This window comes from Acidobacteriota bacterium (genome assembly GCA_016184105.1).
Classification (GTDB): Bacteria; Acidobacteriota; Vicinamibacteria; order Vicinamibacterales; family 2-12-FULL-66-21; genus JACPDI01.
The window spans coordinates 20481-39380 of the sequence record JACPDI010000004.1 but is presented as its reverse complement, the minus strand read 5'-3'; the positions used below and the strand labels follow the sequence as shown (position 1 = coordinate 39380).

Sequence of the window (18900 nt, the reverse complement as noted above, 5' to 3'; positions counted from 1 at the left end):
AAAGTGCCCGGGCCAGCAAGGACCAGACCATGGCCCTTTTTACCATGCAATCAGCTCGTCGAGCGCTTCCGATACAGATTTCACGCCGACCAGCTCAAAGCGCTGGTCCCCGGCAAGCGGGTCGGACGGGTGGCAGTTGCTCTCGGGCAGAACCAGCCGGCCGAACCCCATCTGGGCAGCCTCCTTGGCCCGCAGCATCGCCTGCGGCGTGCCGCGCACCTCGCCGGCCAGTCCCACCTCCCCGAAGACGGCGGTCGCCGGGCGGATCGGCCGATTGCGCAGGCTGGAGGCGACGGCGGCCAGCACGCCGAGGTCCGCGGCCGGCTCGCTGACGGTCATCCCGCCCGCCACGTTGACGAACACGTCGTCGGCCGACAGGTTGAGGCCCGCGCGCTTCTCGAGGACGGCGAGGAGCAGCGACAGCCGGCTCTGATCGATGCCGTTCGCCATGCGCCGGGCGTTGCCATAGCTGCTGGTGCTGACGAGCGCCTGCACCTCGACGAGGATCGGCCGCGAGCCTTCGATGCAGCACACGACGGCGGAGCCGGGGGCGTTGGCGGGGCGCTCGGCCAGGAACAGCGCCGAGGGGTTCGGGACGGGGCGCAGGCCCGCGCCGGTCATCTCGAACACCCCGAGCTCGCTGATCGCGCCGAAGCGGTTCTTGATGGCGCGGATGACGCGGTGCGAGTGGTGGCGCTCCCCTTCGAAATAGAGGACGGTGTCCACGATGTGCTCGAGCGCCTTGGGGCCGGCGAGCGCGCCGTCCTTCGTCACGTGGCCGACAAGAAAGGTCGGGATGTTCTGCCCCTTCGCGGCGAACAGGAACTGCGTGGCCGCCTCGCGCACCTGCCCGATGCTGCCGGGCGCCGACTGGAACTTGAGGGAGAACACCGTCTGGATGGAATCGACGATGAGGAGCGATGGGCGGAGACGCGCGACTTGTTCGAGGATGCGCTCGAGGCACGTTTCCGCCAGGAGGTACAGCGGCGCGCCGCCGACACCCAGCCGATCGCCGCGCGATTTGATCTGGTGCTCCGACTCCTCGCCCGACGCGTAGAGCACCGGACCGACGTTGCGCGCGAAGAGGGCGGCCGCCTGGAGCAGGAGGGTGGACTTGCCGATGCCGGGCTCGCCGCCGATGAGGACGAGGGAGCCGGGGACGAGGCCGCCGCCGAGCACGCGGTCGAACTCGTCGATGCCGCTCGGGAGCCGCTCGGCGGTCATCGCGTCGACCTCGTCGTACTTGCGCGCGCCGCCGCCGGTGGCGGCAAGCGCGTAGCGGGCGCCGGAGGCCGCGGCTTCGGCCGCCGGCGCGGTGCGCTCTTCGACGAGCGAGTTCCACGCGCCGCAGTCGCTGCAGCGCCCCAGCCACTTCTGCGACTGCGCGCCGCACTCCTGGCAGACGAAGACGGTTTTGGGTGGTTTCATCACGCGTACACTCGCTCGATCCTCGTCCCGATGCGGCAGAGGATCTCGTACGGGATCGTGCCGATCGCGGCCGCCATCTCGCGGACGTCGAGCCGTTCGTTCCCCTGCGCGCCTATGAAGACGGCATCGTCGCCCGGCGTGACGCCTTCGATGTCGGTGACGTCGATGGTGAGCATGTCCATGCAGACCGAGCCCACGATCGGCGCCCGGCGGCCGCGCACGAGGACGAAGAATCGGCCTGACAGCCGCGTGTCCAGTCCGTCCGCGTATCCGGCGGGGATGACGGCGATCGTCCGCGCCCGCCTCTCCGCGTGGCGCAGCCCGTAGCCGACCCCCTCGCCCGGGCGCACCCCTTTGACGGCCACAACCCGGCTCGTGAGGCTCAGGACGGGACGCACGTCCAGCGTCGACCACATCGGAGGGGGCACAACGCCGTACAGGATCAACCCCGGGCGCACGAAGTCGTACCAGGTGCGCGAGTCGCGAAGGAACGCCGCGCTGTTGGCGGCGTGACGCTGAAAATGCCCCGCCGCGCTGTTGGCGGCGTGACGCTGAAAATGCCACGCCGCGCTGTTGGCGGCGTGACGCTGCATCTGTGGGGCGGGCCTTTCAGGCCCGCCGATCAGCTCTGCGACCGTCTGACACGCCGCCTCGAACCGCGTGCGCTGGTCTTCCATCGCGGGCGACTCCATGTCGTCGGCGGTCGCGAAGTGCGTGTAGATCGCGTCGAAACGCAGATTCGGGCTGGACAACACGGCCGGAAGCGTTCGCCGCAGGTTGTCGTGGCGAAAGCCGAGGCGGTTCATGCCGGTATCGATCTTGAGGTGACACCGCAGCGTCGTGTGCCGCGCGCTGGCGGCGGCCTGCAACGCGCGCGCGGCGCCTGGCGTCGAGACGGTCGGCGTGAGCTGGTGCTCGAACATGCCGGCGGGATCCGAGACGCTCAGCGCGCCGAATACGAGCACTGGTATCCGGACGCCCGCCTGGCGCAGGAGCACGCCTTCTTCGATGTCCGCGCACGCGAGCAGGTCGGCGCCGGCCTCCTCGAGCGCGCGGCCGACGCGCGCCGCGCCGTGGCCGTAGGCGTTGGCCTTGACGACGGCGATGATGCGGGGCCGCGTGCCCTGGTGCGGCTCGTCAACGAGCGCGCGAACCGCGCGGAGGTTGGACTGGAGGGCGCCGAGGTCGACGCGGGCGACAGTCGGACGGATCATACGAAAAGTGGGACAGTCACACTTTTCGATACACACGCGCGAAAAGTGTGACTGTCCCACTTTTCGGGAACACGCGCGGAAAGTGTGACTGTCACACTTTTCACCGCGCGAGGTTTTCGAAGCGCGTGTGCTCGCGCAGGAACGCGAGCTTCACTTCGCCGGTCGGGCCGTTGCGCTGCTTGCCGACGATGAGGCTCGCCACGCCTTCGTTCTCTTCGCGCTTCTCGTACTGGTCCTCGCGATAGATGAACATGACGAGGTCGGCGTCCTGCTCGAGCGCGCCCGACTCGCGCAGGTCGGAGAGCTGCGGGCGATGGTCGGAGCGGGCCTCGGGCGCGCGGCTCAACTGCGAGAGGCAGACGATGGGCACGTTCAGCTCCTTGGCGAGCCCCTTCATCGACCGCGAGATCGACGACAGCTCCTGCTGGCGGCTCTCGAAGCGGCCGCGCCCCTGCATCAGCTGGATGTAATCCACGATGACCAGGTGCAGCCCCGCTTCCGCCATCAGGCGGCGGCACTTCGCGCGCATCTCGAGCACCCCGATCGACGCGGTGTCGTCGATGTACACGCGCGCCTCGGCGAGCTTGCCCATGGCCTGCGAGAGCTTGCTGTAGTCCTTCTCCCCGAGGTACCCGCTGCGGAAGCGGTGCGCGTCGATCCGCGCCTCGGACGTCAGCATGCGCATGAAGAGCTGCTCTTTCGACATCTCGAGGCTGAAGAACCCCACGGTCTTGTCGGTCGTCGTGCCCACGTGCTGCGCGATGTTGAGGGCGAAGCTGGTCTTCCCCATCGACGGGCGCGCCGCGACGATGATCATGTCGGAGGGCTGAAGACCGGAGGTCATCTCGTCGAGATCGACGAAGCCGGTGGGCACGCCGGTGACGAGCCCCTTGTGCTGCTGCAGCTTCTCGATCGTGGCGAAGCTGCTGTGGACCAGGTCCCGCAGCGGGACAAAGCCCTGGCGGATGCGCCCCTCGGCGATCTCGAAGATGGCCTTCTCCGCGCCGTCGAGCAGCGTCTCGGCGTCCTCCTCCCCCTGGTACGCGCTGGTCACGATCCGGCTCGCGGAGTAGATCAGGCTGCGCAGGACCGATTTCTCCTTCACGATCCGCGCGTACTGCTCCACGTTGGTGGAGCGCGGCACCCCGTCGACGAGCGCCGTGACGTACGCGGGGCCGCCCACCTCCTCCAGCTCGCCCGATCGCGCCAGTTCGTCCTTCAGCGTGACGTAATCGATCGGCAGGCTCTTCTCGCTGAGCGCCACCATCTTGTCCCAGATGCGGCGGTGCGCGTCGCGGAAGAAGTCGCGCGAGTCGATCACCTGCGCCGCCGAATTGATGGCGTCGTTGTGGATCAGGATCGCGCCGAGCACCGAGCGTTCGGCTTCCAGGTTGTGCGGGAGAGTACGTTCAGGAACAGCGACAGCGTCGGCCATGGCGGGGAGAGGGCACGAGTGTAGCAGACTGAAAGGCAAAAGTTAGAAGGCAAAAGGCAAAAAGAAGACCTGGCGCTTTTCACCTTTTACCTTTGACGTTCCACCTTTTGCGTTTACGCGGTTTCTTCCTTCACCACGCGCACCTTCACCTGCGCGGTGACCTCGCGGTGAATCTTCACCGGCACGCTGAACTCGCCGATCTGCTTGAGCGGCTCGGCGAGCTGCACCTTCCGGCGATCGATCTCGACGCCGTTCCGGTGCAGCGCGTCGGCGATGTCGGCGGCGGTCACCGAGCCGTACAACGTGTCGTTCTCGCCGACGCGGCGCGCGATCGCGATGTCGATCGCGCCAATCCGCCGGGCGATCGCCTCGGCGTCCTGCTTCTCGGCCGCCTCTTTCGCGTCGAGCTTCGCGCGCTCGCGCTCGATCTGCCTCTTGTTCGCCTCGGTGACCGGCAGCGCGAGCTTGCGCGGCAGCAGGAAGTTGCGCGCGTAGCCCTCGGCAACCTTCACCACCTCGCCACGGCGCCCGAGGTTGTCCACGTGCTCTCTCAAAATGACTTCCATAGGTCCTCTAACGTGCGACGTGCCACGTGCGACGTGCCACGTGCGGCGTGCGGCGTGCGACGTGCCACGTGCGGTCGCACGTGGCACGTGGCACGCCGCACGCCGCACGTGACTATTCAGTGGTGTAAGGGATCAGGGCGAGCTGGCGCGCGCGCTTGATCGCCGTCTGCAGCTTGCGCTGGTGCATCGCGCAGGTGCCCGAGATGCGCCGCGGCTGGATCTTGCCGCGCTCCGGCACGAAGGGCGCGATCATCTTCACGTCCTTGTAGTTGATGTAGTCGATCTTGTCCGTGCAGAACCGGCACACGCGCCGGCGCCGGAAGAAGCCGCGCCGCTGTCCTTTTTCCTTGTCGCCGGCGCCGCCCGAGCGGGCGCCGCCGCGGCCGCCGCGGCCGCCGCCATGTCCTTCCGCCATCACTGCACCTCCGCCTCTTCCTGGCTCTCGTCATCGAGCGAAGCCGGCACGACCGGCTCCGGCTCCGGGGGCAACCCGCGCGCCGCGCGGCGCCGCGCGACGTCCGCCTTGCGCTCCGCCTGCACGCGCTCCGCGACGCGGATGTCCTCGTCGACCCGGACGCACAGGTAGCGCACGACGTAGTCGAACACGCGCAGCCGGCGCTCGACTTCCTTGATCATGTCGCCCGAGCCGTTGACGACGTGCATGATGTAGGTGCCTTCCTTGTGGCGCCCGATCTCGTACGCCAGCTTGCGGCGGCCCCAGTTCTCGGTCTTCTCGACGGCGCCGCCGAACTTCTGCACGGCCCCCTCGACCTGCGCCTGGACGTCGGCAGTCTCCTGCTCGGTCGCCGTCGGCGCGACGATGTACACGACTTCGTATTGACGGTTGTCTGGCATGTCTCTCCTTCTGGTCTCAACGGCCGCCACGCGCGGTGGCAGCAAGGAGCGAACGATTCTTCATCTGAATCTGAGGATTCGAGGATTTCAGATTTGAGGATCTATTCCGCTACCTCTTTCCGGTCGTCCTTCCTGTTGAACGTGTTCATCACCGCCTCGATGCCCGACGCGATGAACGTCTCGACGGCGTCGGCCGCGCGCGCGATGGTCTCATCCACCACGCCGCGCTCGTCCGCCTCGAATCTCGCGAGGACGTGATCCGCAAGATCGCGCCTCGAGTCATTGCCTGATCCCGGGGGCCCCTCCCCCCGGGGACGGCCCACGCCAATCCGCAGCCGCGAATACTCCTCGGTGCCCAGCTGCTCGGCCACCGACTTCAACCCGTTGTGTCCGCCCGCCGATCCGCGCGCGCGCGCGCGCAGCCGGCCCAGCTCCAGCGCGACTTCGTCCACGACCACCAGAATGTCGGAGGTCGCAATCCGGTAATACCGCGCCAGCTCGGCGACCGCCAGGCCGCTGCGGTTCATGTAGGTCAGCGGCCTGGCCAGCAGGACGCCCCCGTCGGCCGCCCTCGTCCGCCACTTCGCCACCAGCGCGTCGGCCGGCGCGCTGTCGAACGACAGGCCATGCCGCCGCGCAAGTTCGTCGAGCACCTCGAAGCCGACGTTGTGCCGGGTGCCCGCATACTGGCGGCCCGGGTTGCCGAGGCCGGCGATCAGCTTCATGTAGCGGGCGGTGGCCAGTGGCCAGTGGCCAGCCAGCCAGTGACCGACACTGACCACTGCCCACCGCCCACTGCCCACTACTCCTCTTCCTTCTCGACCTTGCCCTTCTTGATCACCTCGGGCTCGGCCGGGGCCGCAGGCGTCGCCGCCACCGCAGCCACATCGGGCGCCGGCTCTTCCTCGACCTTCAGGGCGACCACGTGCACGATCATCATGTCGGGCTCGCTGACCGCCTTCCACTTCGGGCTCTCCGGCAGGTCCCGCACGCGGATGCTCTGGCCGATCAGCAGCTCGCTGATGTCCACTTCGACCTTCTCGGGGATGTCGGTCGGCAGGCACTCGACCTCGAACTCGCGGTGGACGAAGTCCACGACGCCCCCTTGCTGCTTCACGCCCTTCGGCTCGCCGCGCAGCACGACCGGCACGGTGACCGTGAGCATCTTGTCGAGGACGATGCGGTAGAAGTCGGCGTGCAGGAGCGCGTGCTCGATCGGGTCGAGCTGGTACTCCTTCACGAGCACGCGGGCGTCGCTGCCATCGAGCTTGAGGCTGATGAGCGTATTGACGCCGGACTCCGAGTGAAGGATGCGCATCAGCTCCTTCGGGTTCACCGCGACCGGCGTGCCCTCGCCCTGGCCGCCGTACACCACGCCCGGAATGAGGCCCTTCGCGCGCAGCCGCCGCGCCTCGTTCTTGCCGAACGTCCCACGCTTCTGTGCTTCCAGTACTGCTTCCATATCCTCTGTTGCCTTTGCATCCGCATCCGCCGGCCCGAAGGCCGGCGGCTACACGTATTCACGTACCTGGCCTCTGGTACCTGGCCCGCGCCTACACGAACAACGACGACACCGACGTCTCCTCGTGGATGCTCCGGATCGCCTGGCCGAGGAGCCGGGCCACCGAGAGCACGACGATCTTGTCGATCCCCGCCGCCTCGCCGTTGAGCGGGATCGTGTTCGTGATGATCAGCTTCTCGATCGGCGACGACTTGATCCGCTCGATGGCCGGTCCCGACAGCACGCCGTGCACCGCGCACGCGAGCACGCGGGCCGCCCCGTTCGCCTTCAGCGCCTGCGCCGACTTCACGATCGTGCCCGCCGTGTCGATGATGTCGTCCTGCAGGAGGCAGGTCCGCCCGCTCACATCGCCGACGACGTTCATCACTTCGGCCGCCCCGGTCTCGGTGCTGCGGCGCTTGTCGATGATCGCCAGCTCGGCGCCCAGCCGCTTCGCGTAGGCGCGGGCGCGTTCGGCCCCCCCGGCATCCGGCGAGACGATCGTCAGCCCGTCGGTCGACAGCCTGCTCAAGTACTCGATGATCACCGGCGCCGCGAACAGGTGGTCCACCGGGATGTCGAAGAACCCCTGGATCTGCGCCTTGTGCAGGTCCATCGTCAGCACGCGGTTCGCGCCCGCGGCGCTGAGGATGTTGGCGACCAGCTTCGCCGAAATCGGCACGCGCGGCTTGTCCTTGCGGTCCTGCCGGGCGTAGCCGTAATACGGAATCACCGCCGTGATGCGCGAGGCCGACGAGCGGCGGAACGCATCGATCATCACGCACAGCTCGACGAGGTGCTCGTCGACCGGCTTCGACGTCGGCTGGACGACGAACACGTCGGTCCCGCGGATGTTCTCGTCGATCTGGAAGCCGACCTCGCTGTCCGGAAAACGATGCAGCCTCGCGTGCCCGGTGGGCACGCCGAGGAACTCCGCAATCTCTCTGGCGAGCGCCGGGTGGGCGCTCCCTGAAAACACTTTGAGCTGTCCGCGGCTCATATCCGTCGTTTCGTCAGGCCGGGCGTGCGCCATGTCAAGGCAGTGGTTGGGGCGGAAGGATTCGAACCTTCGAATACGGGATCCAAAGTCCCGCGCCTTACCGCTTGGCCACGCCCCACAAACTGACGCTCACGGAGCGCCGTTAGGCGCGACGCGTTTGATGCCGTCGAAACAACAAGTCTAGCGGAACGAACGGCGGTTCGGCAAGCGCCGGGGTGTCACCGGCGTGCGATGGGCCGCGCGGCGCGCTCGTATTCAAGGCGCGACAGCGTGCGCGCGAGCAGGATGCGCCAGCCCGGGCGCTTGACGGTGTTTCCGGCGGCGATGGCGGCCGCTTTCGTCCGAAACAGGCCATAAATCGCCGATCCGCTGCCCGACATCGAGGCGCCGACCGCCCCGGCCTGCCGGAGCTGGAGCTTGACCTGGGCGATTTCCGGATGCCGGCGCGCCACCGGCCCTTCCAGGTCGTTGATCATCTGCGCCGCGCGGCTCGGCCACGGCACCGGCAGCACCTGGAGATCGCGCGGCGCCATCTCGCCGGCGCCCGACGCCCCCGCCGGACCCGCACGAAATCCCGCCGCGCGCTCCTCGTCGTACCACCCGTAGGCCTCCGCCGTGGACACGCCGAAGGTGGGCAGCACGAGCACCGCGAAATGACGCGGGAGATCCACCAGCGGATAGATCTCCTCCCCGCGCCCGAGCCCGAGCGCCGTGCCGCCCCAGAGAAAGAACGGCACGTCCGCGCCAAGCTCGGCGGCCGCATCGCGGAGCAGCTGCGCGTCCACGCCGCCGACCCAGAGCCGCGCCAGCGCGAGCAGCGCAGCCGCGGCGTCCGCGCTGCCGCCGCCGAGCCCGGCCTGCATCGGAATCTGCTTGTCCAGGGTGACCGCCGTGTCGTGCGGCTCACCCGCGTACCCGATCGCCTTCCACAACGCCCGCGCCGCCTTCCAGACCAGGTTCGTCTCGTCGCGGGGCACCTGCGGGTGACGGCACGCGATCGCGAACGCGCCGCGACGCGGACGGCAGGTGACCACGTCGTGCAGGTCCAGCGACTGGAACACCGTGCGCAGCTCGTGATAGCCGTCGGCGCGGGTGCCGAGCACGCGAAGATCGAGATTGACCTTGGCGTGCGCGCGGGCGACGACCGCCTTCGGGCGTTTCACCGGCGCCGCTCTCCCAGGGGCCCGGCCGCGCGCAACTCCCCGAGCGTCAGCGGCGCGGCGCCGGCGGGAACGTCAATCGCGAACACCGGGTCGCCGAGGTCGGGATCGATCTCGAGCTGCGAGACGCGCAGCCGGAGTTCGGCGGGCACGCCGGAGGCGCGCGCGCGGATGGTGAGGCGGGCCGGACGCGCCCCCGCCAGTTCGTCGTAGGTGATGGTGAGCGCGCGCGTCTCGGCGCCGCGCACGGTCCACGCGCCCTCCTCGCGGTCGCGGCGCAGGAAGATCGTCCGGTCGCCGTCCATATCGATCGCGGCCCAGGCGTCGCCGTACGCGCGACCCGCGATCGCGCGGGAAGGCTCGATGCCGCAGCCGGCGAGCGCGGCCCGCAGCGACGCGGGGTCGAGACGAATCCCGGCAAGCGCGGCCACGATGTCCTCGGGGGCTTCGCCGTCGAGGATCCGGTCGTCGCGCGGCAGCAGCAGGGCGGCGCGGCCGTCGCGGGAGACCAGGATGAACACAGGCGGGCCGAAGGGCGCGACCGCCTCGAGCCGGATCCGGTCCGGGGCGGCGAGGCCGACAATCGCGCGCCCCCGCAGCTTCGCCGCGCCGACGCGCCCGGACAGCCCCAGCTCCGCCGACGCCGATCGCACGCCACGGCACGCGCCGGTCGCCTGGGCGAGCGCGTCTTCCGCGGCGGCAAACGGGCTGCCGGCGCCCGACGGCAGCGCGAGCGGCTTCGGCGCGCACGCGGCCGCAAGGACGATCGAGGCGATGAGGGCGCCGCGCGCGATTTGATAAGATCTCCGCATGGCCGTCGACAAGGAACTGCTCGATATTCTCGCCTGCCCGGTCTGCAAAACCAAAGTCACGCTGGTGAAAAACGGCGCGGCGCTCAAGTGCGGGACGTGCAACCGGGTGTATCCGATCAAGGACGACATCCCGGTCATGCTGGTGGACGAAGCGACCGTCGAGCCGTAAGCGCGCGCTCCAGCGCGTCGAGCACGCGGTCCGGCGTGACGGCCTCCATGCAGATGTTGCGGCGGCACGCCTTCATCATCGGCGTGCCGTAACACGGCGCGCAGTCCACCGGCTCCCGCACCACCTCGACCGGGCCCGCGGACGCAATCGGCCGCGTCTGCTCGAAAATTCCCGGCCCCCACACCACCACGAGCGGCGTGCCCACGGCGGCGGCCATGTGCGCCGGGCCGGAATCGACCGACACGAACGCGTCCAGGCGGCGAATCAACCAGACGCTCTGCCGCAAGGTCATCTCGCCGGCGAAGGGATACACGTGCTCCGGCGGGAGCATGGCGGCGAGACGATCGACGATCGGGCGATCCTCCCGCGACCCGGTCAGCACGACGCGCGCTCCGCGCTCGAGCGCGCGCGCCGCCACGGTGGCGAAGTTGTCCAGCGCCCAGCCGCGCAGCCGCCGCTCCTGGTCCTTCTTGCGTCGCGCCGGACCGTACCCGGCGTGCACGCCGACGAGAGGCGCCGGCCCATCCGCCCGCGTATCGGTCAGCCTGTCTGCCAGCAGCCGCTTCGCGGGGGGGAATTCCTCGTTCGCGGCGGTGATCAACATCCGCCAGTCGTGTCGATCCGCATCCTCGAATCCGGAAGCCCGGAGGTTGTTGGCGATGCTGTGCCGCGCGGGGTCGAACGGCGTGAAGCGGAACCCCGCCACGCGCGGCACGCCCGCGCGCTCCACCAGCTCGTAGTAGCGGGGGGCGTGCTCGAGCACCACCGCGAGGTCGTAGCGCTCGCGCCGCAGCCGCCGAACGAGCGCCAGCTTCTCCGGCGAGAGCCAGTACGGGATGTTCCGCTGCCGGAGCGTGACGAGGCGGCCGATCCCGGCGACCCCCTCCAGCAGGGGGGCGGCCTGCGCGCTGGCCAGGAAATCAATCCGTGCGCCCGGATACCGTTGTGCCAGCGCGGGGACCACGGGGGTGGCCATGAGCGTGTCGCCGAGCGCGCCGGCGCGAATCACGAGAATTCGCTGCACCGCTGACTATAATAGAGCGTTCCGATGGCGACCCTGACGATGATGACGATGCCGGCGGGCGAATCGGCGCGCGACCGGCTCGAATCGGGCGCGGTCCTCGCGCTGCTCGGGTTTGCCGCGGCGCTGCAGCTCTCGATTGCCGCCGCCGACATCCTGCTCGTCATCTGCCTGCTGCTCTGGGCCGCGTCGGCCATCCGGCGGCAGGAGCGGCCCGGCGTGCCGGCGTTGTTCTGGCCGCTCGTCGCCTACGCGGCGCTCACGCTGGTCTCGGCCGGGTTCTCGCTCGACGTGCGGGCGAGCCTCGTCGATTCGCGGCAGCTGCTCCTGTTCCTGATCGTGCCGGCCGTGTACCGGCTCGCCGAAGGACGCCGCGCGCTTCACGTCGCCAACATCATCATCACCGTCGGCGCGCTCAGCGCGATTGCCGGCATCGTGCAGTACGGCATCTTCGAGTTCGACTCGCTGGGGCGGCGGCCGCAGGGGACGATGGGCCATTACATGACCTACTCGGGCCTCCTGATGCTGGTCATCATCGCCGCCTCGGCGCGGCTGCTCTTCCGCTCGACCGACCGCATGTGGACCGCGCTCGTGATGCCGGCGCTGCTCGTGGCGATCAGCCTGACGCTGACCCGCAGCGCCTGGGTGGGGGCGTTTGCCGGGCTGGCGGTCCTCTTCGCGCTGCGCGACTTCCGGATGGTCGCCGTGCTGCCGATTGCGGCCGCGCTGTTCGTGGCGCTCGCGCCCGCCACGGTGACCGACCGCGTGTACTCGATGTTCGACGTGAACGACCCGTCGAACCGGGACCGCGTCGCGATGCTGCGGTCGGGCGTGCAGATGGTGAAGGATCGGCCGCTCACCGGCGTCGGCCCCAACATGGTGCCGCGCGTGTACGCGCAGTACCGCCACCCCTCCGCCGTCAACGCGAGCAGCCCGCACCTGCACAACGTGCCGCTGCAGATCGCCGCCGAGCGCGGCCTGCCGGCGCTCGCCGCCTGGATCTGGTTCCTCGTGGTCGCCGCCCGCGGGGTGTGGCGCCGCTTCCTCGTGACCGACACGCCCTCGCTGGCCGCCGCCGCGCTGGCGGCGCTCGCCGCGATGCTCGCCGCGGGGCTGTTCGAGTACAACTTCGGCGACTCCGAGTTCCTCATGCTCCTCCTGGTGCTCGTCGCGCTGCCCTTCGCCGCCGATCGCGGCCGGGCCGACACGCCGGCCGCTGCCGCGGCCCCTCCGCCCGCCGCCCGATGAACGCGAGCGACGCGAGAACGCTCATCTCGCGCCTTGCCGGCCAGCACGTGCTGATCGTCGGGGACGTGATGCTCGACCACTTCCTCTTCGGCGAGGTCGAGCGCATCTCCCCTGAAGCGCCGGTCCCCGTCGTCCGGTTCGAGCGGGAGGAGTACCGGCTGGGCGGCGCCGCCAACGTCGCGCACAACGTCCAGGCGCTCGGCGCGCGGCCGATTCTCGTGGGGGTCGCCGGCAAGGACGCGGCGGCCGGGCGGCTCGCGTCGGAGATCGAGAGCCTGGGAATCGCGCGCGACGGCCTCGTCATTGCGCCGGACCGGTGCACCACGCGGAAGCTGCGCGTGGTCGCGCGGCGCAACCAGCAGGTGGCCCGGATCGACTACGAGGCGGATGGAGCGATCGAGGGGGCGACCGAGCAGGCGGTGATCGATCGCATCGAGCGCGAGATCGCGCGCGCGGCGGTCGTGGTGATGTCGGACTACCTCAAGGGCGTCGTGTCGCGCCGCGTCGCGTCGCGGACCATCGAGCTGGCCGGGCGCCGGCGCGTTGCCGTGCTGGTGGATCCGAAGGTGCCGCACGTGGACTACTACGCGGGCGCCACGCTCGTCACCCCCAACCACCACGAGGCGGAAGCGGTCACGCTCATGCGCATCCGGACGGACGAGGATGCGCGCCGGGCGGCGCGCGCGTTCAAGCAGCGCGTGCGCTCGGCCGACGTGCTGATCACGCGCGGCGAGCACGGCATGTGGCTGCTCGAGGGGGACCGCGATCACGCGCTGCCGGCGACGGCGCGCGAGGTGTCCGACGTGACGGGCGCGGGCGATACCGTCGTGGCCACGATCGCGGCCGCGCTCGCCGCCGGCGCGCCGATGCCCGACGCGGCCTGGCTCGCCAACCGCGCCGCCGGCGTCGTCGTCGCGAAATTCGGGGCGTCGATTGTGACGCCGCAGGAATTGGCGGTCTCCTGTGGGGCGAGCCTTCGATGATTCCTGTGGGGCGGGCCTGCAGGCCCGCCCGCGCGGACCTGAAAGGCCCGCGCCACACACACCTGCACACCTTCACCCGCACCGGTTCGTCACCAACACCAATTCCGGCAAGGTCTTCCCCGCCAGCACGTTCTTCAATTTCATGTCGAAGAGCGGGCGGCGCTCGATCACGCAGGTGCGCGCGGGCAGTTCCGCGCCGAGCGCCGCGTAATCCGTCGCGCCGAGCACCAGGTAGTACTCAGGCGACGCGCGGATCTTCTCGAGCAGCGGCGCGGGGTCCTCGTAAAACTGGTCGACGTGCCGCTGCAGGTAGAAGACCATGCTGGGCATCGCCACGTTGTAGTGCAGCACCGCGGCGTCGCGCCCCGCGCGCGCCTTGATGGCGTCCGACATCGGCACGACCGGTTTGTACCGCTCGAACGATGGCAGCGTGCGGAGCACGAACACCCAGTTGAGCGCCACCATGCACACCGCGATGGTCAGGGCTGCAGCGAAGATCCGCGACACCAGCGCAAGCATCGTCGCGGCCAGCCCCGCCGTGCCGGCGATCACCACGATCGCGAGCACGCCGTCCAGCTGATAGTCGTGCGCGCCGCCGCCGCCAAACACGCGCTGCACGATCACCGCGCCGGCCCAGAGCAGCGTGCCGGCAAGCGCGAGCATCCATCGCGTCCAGCGCTCCCGCGTCCCTCCTCCGGCGAGCACCTCGCCCGCCAAGGCGGCCACGGCCACCGTGACAGGAAAAATGTAAAGGTCCTGCTTGGTCGCCGACAGCGTGAAGAACCCGACGATGACGATGAGCCAGAGCCACAGCAGCCGCCGGAGGAAGACGACTGGCGACTGTCCCGGTTTCAGCAGCGCCGCGGGCAGGAGCAGCAGAGACCACGGGAACAGGTCGCCGATGACGACCGGCGGATAGAACAGCAGGCCGCGCTCGGGCGCGACGGCGTCCGCATAGCGCGCCACGTTCTCGCCCCAGAAGAAGCCCACGATGTGCTGCCAGCCGTGCTGCGCGTAGAGCGCCACGTACCAGGGCGCGACGATCGCCAGGACGATGGCCGCGCCGAGAATCGGCCGCATCCTCGTGATGTCGCCCAGCCGGCGCTGCCAGAGCAGCCACGCGAGGAAGACGAGCCCCGGCAGCACGATCGCCACGGGGCCTTTCGTCAGCATGCCCAGCCCCGCGCTGGCGTACATCAGCACCAGGTAACGACCGCGCCGTTCCGGGCTGCGCTCCGCCAGCACGAACCACAGCAGCGTCAGCGCCATGAACATCGTCACCCACATGTCGATGAAGATGCGGCGCGCGAACATGAGGACGCGCGGGCTGCTCGCGATCGCGATCGCCGCCCAGAGACCGGCCTCGGTGGACTTGATCGCCCGTGCAAGGCCGAAGGCGACGCCCATGAGCGCGAGCGCGGACAGCGCGATCGGGATGCGCTCGACGGCCACCGAGACGCCGAACGCCTTGTAGAAGCCGGCGACGACCCAGTAGCTGAGCACCGGCTTGTTGAAGCGCGGGAGGTCGTTGAACGACGGGTTGATGTAATCGCCCGCGGCGATCATCTCGCGCGGCGTTTCGGCGTAGAACGCCTCGTTCGCGTCCCAGATCGACGAGTCCCCCAGGCCGATGAAGTACGGCAGCGCGGCGGCGGCCAGCAGGGCGACGAGCAGCGGACGGCGAGGCATGCTCAGTGACGGAAGTGCCGGATGCCGGCGAAGACCATCGCGAGGCCGTGCTCGTCGGCCGCGGCGATCACCTCCGCGTCACGAACCGATCCGCCGGGCTGGACGACGGCGGTCGCCCCCGCCCCGGCAATCGCGTCGAGGCCGTCGCGAAACGGGAAGAACGCGTCGGAGGCCGCCACCGATCCGCGCAGCGCGCTGCCCGCTTTCATGACGGCCACCTTCACCGCGTCCACGCGGCTCATCTGCCCCGCCCCGACCGCCAGGGTGCGATCGCGGCCGGTGAACACCACCGCGTTCGATTTCACGTGGGCGCAGATGCGCCACGCAAACCGCAGCGCCTCCCACTCGACGGCGGACGGCGTGCGCGCCGTGACGACCTTCAGGCCGCCGCCGGGCCACTGCGCGCGCGCCTCCTCGACGCTGTCGCGCTCCTGCGCGAGGACGCCGCCGAGGATCGACCGCAGATCGACGACGCGCCGCGCGGCGAACGCGCTGAAGTCCGCAATCACGACCCGGAGATTCGTCCTGGCCGCGAGGATCGGCTTCGCTTCGTCGTGGACCGACGGCGCGACGACGGCCTCGAGAAACGTCGAGGTGAGCGCTGTGGCGGTTTCCGCGTCGACCGGGCGGTTCAGCCCCACGATGCCGCCGAAGGCCGACAACGGATCCGCCTCGCGCGCGCGGAGGTAGGCCTCGGCGATCGTCAGGCCGGTCGCCACGCCGCACGGGTTCGTGTGCTTGATCACGACGGCGACGGGCCTGGCGAACTCCAGCGCGATGCGCGCGGCGGCATCCAGGTCGAGCAGGTTCGTGTACGACAGCTCCTTGCCCTGGATCACCTGGGCCGCCGCGAACCCCGCGCGGGCGTCCTGCGCGTACCACGCGGCGAGCTGGTGAGGGTTCTCGCCGTAACGCAACGGGCGGATGCGCGCGAGCCCCACGCGCATCGCCGCGGGCAGCGCGCCGTCTTTCACCGGCGGCGTGCGCGTGTATCCGTTCGCCTCGACGCTGACCGTTCCGAGCGTGGCCGCGATCGTGTCGTCGTACGCGGCGGTGTGCGCAAACGCCTTGCGCGCCAGCTCGAGCCTGAACTCCCGCCTCGGCCCGCCGTCCCTCGCCAGCTCCTCGAGCACGGGACGGTAGTCGGCGGGATCGACGACGACCAGGACATCCTGGAAATTCTTCGCGGCGGACCGGAGCATCGAAGGGCCGCCGATGTCGATTTCCTCGATCAGCGCCGGAACGCCGACGTCCTCCCGGGCCGCGGCGGCGGCGAACGGATACAGGTTGACCACCACCAGGTCGATCGGGGTGATCGCGTGGGTCGCGAGCGTGGCCATGTCGTCCGGGCGGCTGCGCCGCGCCAGGATGCCGCCGTGAACGGCGGGGTGCAGGGTCTTCACGCGGCCGTCGAGCATCTCGGGAAACCGCGTGAGGTCGGAGATCGGGGTGACCGGAAGCCCGGCCTCCCGGAGGGTTCTGGCGGTGCCGCCGGTGGACACGAGCTCGACATTTCGGGCCGCGAGGCCCCGGGCCAGGTCGACTAAACCCGTTTTGTCGGAAACACTTATGAGTGCACGCATGTATTGACAACCCCTGAGCTTACTGCCAATATCTTAGTAGCGCTGGGCGGGCCAGCGCAGCACGACGAGACCGCGCTCTCGCGGTCTTTTTTTTTGATCCCCGGCACGTCACATCTGCCGGGAAAACCGGCGCGGCCCGAGGGCCGCGCAAGCAAGACAGGACAAGCACGATGCGCATTACAGGCAAGGTCAAGTGGTTCAACAACGCCAAGGGTTACGGTTTCATCGAGCGCGAGGGGGGCAGCGACGTGTTCGTGCACTTCTCGGCGGTCCAGGGCAATGGCTACCGGACGCTCGAGGAAGGCGAGGCGGTTGAGTTCGAAATCGTTGACGGCCCCAAAGGCCCGCAGGCTGGCAACGTCACGAAGGCGAGCTAACACCACCCAGGACAAACCCGTTAGGCCGGTGCGCACGACGCGCGCCGGCCTTTTTTGTTGGCCGCTACCGTTTCCCCTTCATGCCGCGCGCGGTGAAGGTGACTTTCCCCTCTTTCACCGCCACGCGAAACGCGACTTCCGCGTTTCCGCTCTCCCGGATCTTCTTCACCTGGTCCTTCACCAGGGCCGTGAACTTGTGGAACGGGACGATGTCTTCCCCGCCGGCGCGGCGCGCATCCATCAGCGAATCGTACAGCGCGTGGAGCTTGTCCATCTCGCGCATCGGGTCGGTGAACGACGCCACGTGCACCACCTTCGCCTCCGGCCTGGCCGGCTTCTTCGGCGGCTCCGGCGGTTTGGGCACGGCAAAGGGTCCCGGCCTGCCCTCCTCGCGCGCGCGGAGGCCGCGGTCCCACAGGTCGGCGAACGTGTTGAACCGCGTCTGCAGGGTGTTGAACCGGAAGCGGTCCATCGACGTCTGGATGTGCGCGCGGTCCCATCGCTTGATCAGCGACTCGACCCGCCCCCGCGTCTCCCACGGCGGACGCGGCAGGCGGCCCGCGAAGAACATGTTGTACTCCGCCTCGAGCTTCTTGAGCTCCGTCTCCAGCAGCTTCAGGTCGTGCTGGATGTCAGCGTCCGGCATGGCGGATCACCGGATGAGAAACCACACGAGCGGGAGCCACAGCTCACGCGCGTAGGGCACCGGGCGATCGTCGATGAGGACTTCGGTGCGGTCGTCGCGGCCGGCGATGTCGAACAGGTCGCGCAGCGCCAGCGCGTCGCTCGGCAGGAACCGCGCGCGATGGCGGAACGCGGCGCCTTCGCCGGTCTCCTTGTACTCGGCGGCCCGCTTCGCCAGTTCGAGCGCGCGCTCGTACTCCGCCCCCTCGAGGCGGGGGAACACGACCGTGATGGAGAACGGGCCCGGCGGCACGCCGAAGAGCACCTCGCGGAGATCCGGATCGAGCGCGGCCAGTTCCTCTTCGCTCGGGTACTCGGGGAAATCGACGTACGGCCAGTAGCGCTCCAGCGGGCGCGCGGCCGGCCTGGCCTCTGGCGTTTCGTCGGACACGTGCCGCGGGGCGCTGTCGGTCATGTGGAGGGGAACCGTGATGGTATCCTGAATCCGCCCGGAATGCCAGATTACCGAGTGATTCCGTCGATCGAACACCTGCGGCAGCGCCCCGCCGTGCGCGAGCTGGAAGCGCGGCACGGCCACGCGCTCGTCGTCGACGCGCTGCGCGAGGAAACCGACGCGCTGCGCGCGCGCATGGCGGCCGGATCCGGGATTCCCGCGGATCACGCCGCGGCCGCCTCGGCGATCGAGCGCGAGGTGGCGGCACGCGTGGCGTCGCTCGCCGCCGCGTCGCTGCGGCGCGTGATCAACGCCACCGGCGTGATCGTCCACACGAACCTCGGGCGCGCGCCGCTCAGCTCCCGCGCGGCCGCGCAGGCGGCGGACGTCGCGTCGGGCTACTCGAACCTCGAGTTCGACCTGGCGGCCGGCGGCCGCGGCGCGCGCGACACGCACGCCGAGCGGCTGCTCTGCCGCCTGACGGGCGCCGACGCCGCGGTCGTGGTCAACAACAACGCCGCGGCGACGATGGTCATCCTGGCCGCGCTCGCCCACGGCCGCGAGGTCGTGATCTCGCGCGGCGAGCTGGTGGAGATCGGCGGAGGGTTCCGCGTGCCCGACGTCCTGGCGCAGTCCGGCGCGCTGCTGCGCGAGGTCGGCACGACCAACCGCACGCGCGCGGCCGATTACGCCGCCGCGATCAGCGATCGCACGGCCCTCATCCTCCGCGTGCACCCGTCGAATTTCCGCGTAAGCGGCTTCACCGAGCGGCCCGCGCTCG

The 18900-nt window shown here is 69.7% G+C and carries 21 protein-coding genes and 1 tRNA gene; 5 read left to right on the top strand and 17 right to left on the bottom strand.

All coding sequences use genetic code 11. The annotated features are described in order from the left end of the window. Positions 1–39: 39 nt before the first annotated feature. From radA to HYU53_00745, 12 genes are all read right to left on the bottom strand, one after another. On the bottom strand, positions 40–1428 hold the full coding sequence (radA, locus tag HYU53_00800; GenBank protein MBI2219731.1) for a DNA repair protein RadA: 1389 nt from the start codon (positions 1426–1428) through the stop codon (positions 40–42). Then, positions 1428–2642, bottom strand: a complete 1215-nt coding sequence (locus tag HYU53_00795) for an alanine racemase (protein MBI2219730.1) — start codon at positions 2640–2642, stop codon at positions 1428–1430. The genes radA and HYU53_00795 overlap by 1 nt, the downstream gene beginning before the upstream one ends. Before the next feature lie 100 nt (positions 2643–2742). After that, positions 2743–4077, bottom strand: a complete 1335-nt coding sequence (gene dnaB, locus HYU53_00790) for a replicative DNA helicase (GenBank protein ID MBI2219729.1) — start codon at positions 4075–4077, stop codon at positions 2743–2745. Positions 4078–4190: 113 nt separating this feature from the next. Beyond that, on the bottom strand, positions 4191–4643 hold the full coding sequence (locus HYU53_00785) for a 50S ribosomal protein L9 (protein ID MBI2219728.1): 453 nt from the start codon (positions 4641–4643) through the stop codon (positions 4191–4193). A gap of 112 nt (positions 4644–4755) precedes the next feature. Further along, complete coding sequence (locus tag HYU53_00780; protein ID MBI2219727.1) at positions 4756–5058, bottom strand: 30S ribosomal protein S18; 303 nt, start codon at positions 5056–5058, stop codon at positions 4756–4758. After that, on the bottom strand, positions 5058–5498 hold the full coding sequence (gene rpsF, locus HYU53_00775) for a 30S ribosomal protein S6 (protein MBI2219726.1): 441 nt from the start codon (positions 5496–5498) through the stop codon (positions 5058–5060). Before rpsF ends, HYU53_00780 begins: the two co-directional genes overlap by 1 nt. A 101-nt stretch (positions 5499–5599) precedes the next feature. Further along, on the bottom strand, positions 5600–6223 hold the full coding sequence (locus HYU53_00770; GenBank protein ID MBI2219725.1) for an aminoacyl-tRNA hydrolase: 624 nt from the start codon (positions 6221–6223) through the stop codon (positions 5600–5602). A 77-nt stretch (positions 6224–6300) separates the two neighbouring features. Further along, entirely contained in the window at positions 6301–6960 is a 660-nt protein-coding gene (locus HYU53_00765; protein ID MBI2219724.1) for a 50S ribosomal protein L25, read from the bottom strand. A gap of 91 nt (positions 6961–7051) precedes the next feature. After that, a complete protein-coding gene (locus HYU53_00760) occupies positions 7052–7999 on the bottom strand; it encodes a ribose-phosphate pyrophosphokinase (GenBank protein MBI2219723.1) in 948 nt (315 codons plus the stop codon). 43 nt (positions 8000–8042) lie between these two features. After that, positions 8043–8117, bottom strand: a tRNA-Gln gene (locus HYU53_00755). Between the two features lie 100 nt (positions 8118–8217). Next, entirely contained in the window at positions 8218–9162 is a 945-nt protein-coding gene (gene ispE / locus HYU53_00750) for a 4-(cytidine 5'-diphospho)-2-C-methyl-D-erythritol kinase (protein MBI2219722.1), read from the bottom strand. Next, complete coding sequence (locus HYU53_00745) at positions 9159–9971, bottom strand: hypothetical protein (protein MBI2219721.1); 813 nt, start codon at positions 9969–9971, stop codon at positions 9159–9161. The genes ispE and HYU53_00745 overlap by 4 nt, the downstream gene beginning before the upstream one ends. Between HYU53_00745 and HYU53_00740 the strand changes: the two genes are divergently transcribed. Continuing rightward, positions 9970–10140 (top strand): Trm112 family protein, encoded by a 171-nt coding sequence (locus HYU53_00740; protein MBI2219720.1) that lies wholly within the window; start codon positions 9970–9972, stop codon positions 10138–10140. The genes HYU53_00745 and HYU53_00740 overlap by 2 nt on opposite strands. Here HYU53_00740 and HYU53_00735 read toward each other — a convergent pair. Further along, positions 10106–11164 carry a glycosyltransferase family 9 protein gene (locus HYU53_00735; GenBank protein MBI2219719.1) on the bottom strand — a complete coding sequence of 353 codons (1059 nt, stop codon included), beginning with the start codon at positions 11162–11164 and terminating at the stop codon, positions 10106–10108. The two genes, HYU53_00740 and HYU53_00735, sit on opposite strands and share 35 nt — an antisense overlap. Positions 11165–11188: 24 nt before the next feature. On the opposite strand from HYU53_00735, the gene HYU53_00730 reads away from it, so the two are divergent. Both HYU53_00730 and rfaE1 read left to right on the top strand, forming a co-directional pair. Then, positions 11189–12409, top strand: coding sequence for an O-antigen ligase family protein (locus HYU53_00730; GenBank protein ID MBI2219718.1), 1221 nt, complete (start codon positions 11189–11191; stop codon positions 12407–12409). After that, positions 12406–13392 carry a D-glycero-beta-D-manno-heptose-7-phosphate kinase gene (gene rfaE1 / locus HYU53_00725; protein MBI2219717.1) on the top strand — a complete coding sequence of 329 codons (987 nt, stop codon included), beginning with the start codon at positions 12406–12408 and terminating at the stop codon, positions 13390–13392. Before HYU53_00730 ends, rfaE1 begins: the two co-directional genes overlap by 4 nt. Before the next feature lie 72 nt (positions 13393–13464). Here rfaE1 and HYU53_00720 read toward each other — a convergent pair whose 3' ends face one another. Further along, positions 13465–15081 carry a glycosyltransferase family 39 protein gene (locus HYU53_00720; GenBank protein ID MBI2219716.1) on the bottom strand — a complete coding sequence of 539 codons (1617 nt, stop codon included), beginning with the start codon at positions 15079–15081 and terminating at the stop codon, positions 13465–13467. A 2-nt stretch (positions 15082–15083) separates the two neighbouring features. Continuing rightward, positions 15084–16664, bottom strand: coding sequence for a bifunctional phosphoribosylaminoimidazolecarboxamide formyltransferase/IMP cyclohydrolase (gene purH / locus HYU53_00715; protein MBI2219715.1), 1581 nt, complete (start codon positions 16662–16664; stop codon positions 15084–15086). A 170-nt stretch (positions 16665–16834) separates the two neighbouring features. Between purH and HYU53_00710 the strand changes: the two genes are divergently transcribed. Beyond that, complete coding sequence (locus HYU53_00710; protein MBI2219714.1) at positions 16835–17041, top strand: cold shock domain-containing protein; 207 nt, start codon at positions 16835–16837, stop codon at positions 17039–17041. 64 nt (positions 17042–17105) lie between these two features. Here the strand turns inward: HYU53_00710 and HYU53_00705 are convergent, their stop codons facing one another. Both HYU53_00705 and HYU53_00700 read right to left on the bottom strand, forming a co-directional pair. Beyond that, a complete protein-coding gene (locus HYU53_00705; GenBank protein MBI2219713.1) occupies positions 17106–17687 on the bottom strand; it encodes a hypothetical protein in 582 nt (193 codons plus the stop codon). A gap of 6 nt (positions 17688–17693) precedes the next feature. Beyond that, positions 17694–18140, bottom strand: a complete 447-nt coding sequence (locus tag HYU53_00700; protein MBI2219712.1) for a hypothetical protein — start codon at positions 18138–18140, stop codon at positions 17694–17696. Between the two features lie 39 nt (positions 18141–18179). Between HYU53_00700 and selA the strand changes: the two genes are divergently transcribed. After that, the coding region (selA, locus tag HYU53_00695; protein MBI2219711.1) for an L-seryl-tRNA(Sec) selenium transferase at positions 18180–18900 on the top strand (721 nt) is incomplete at its 3' end.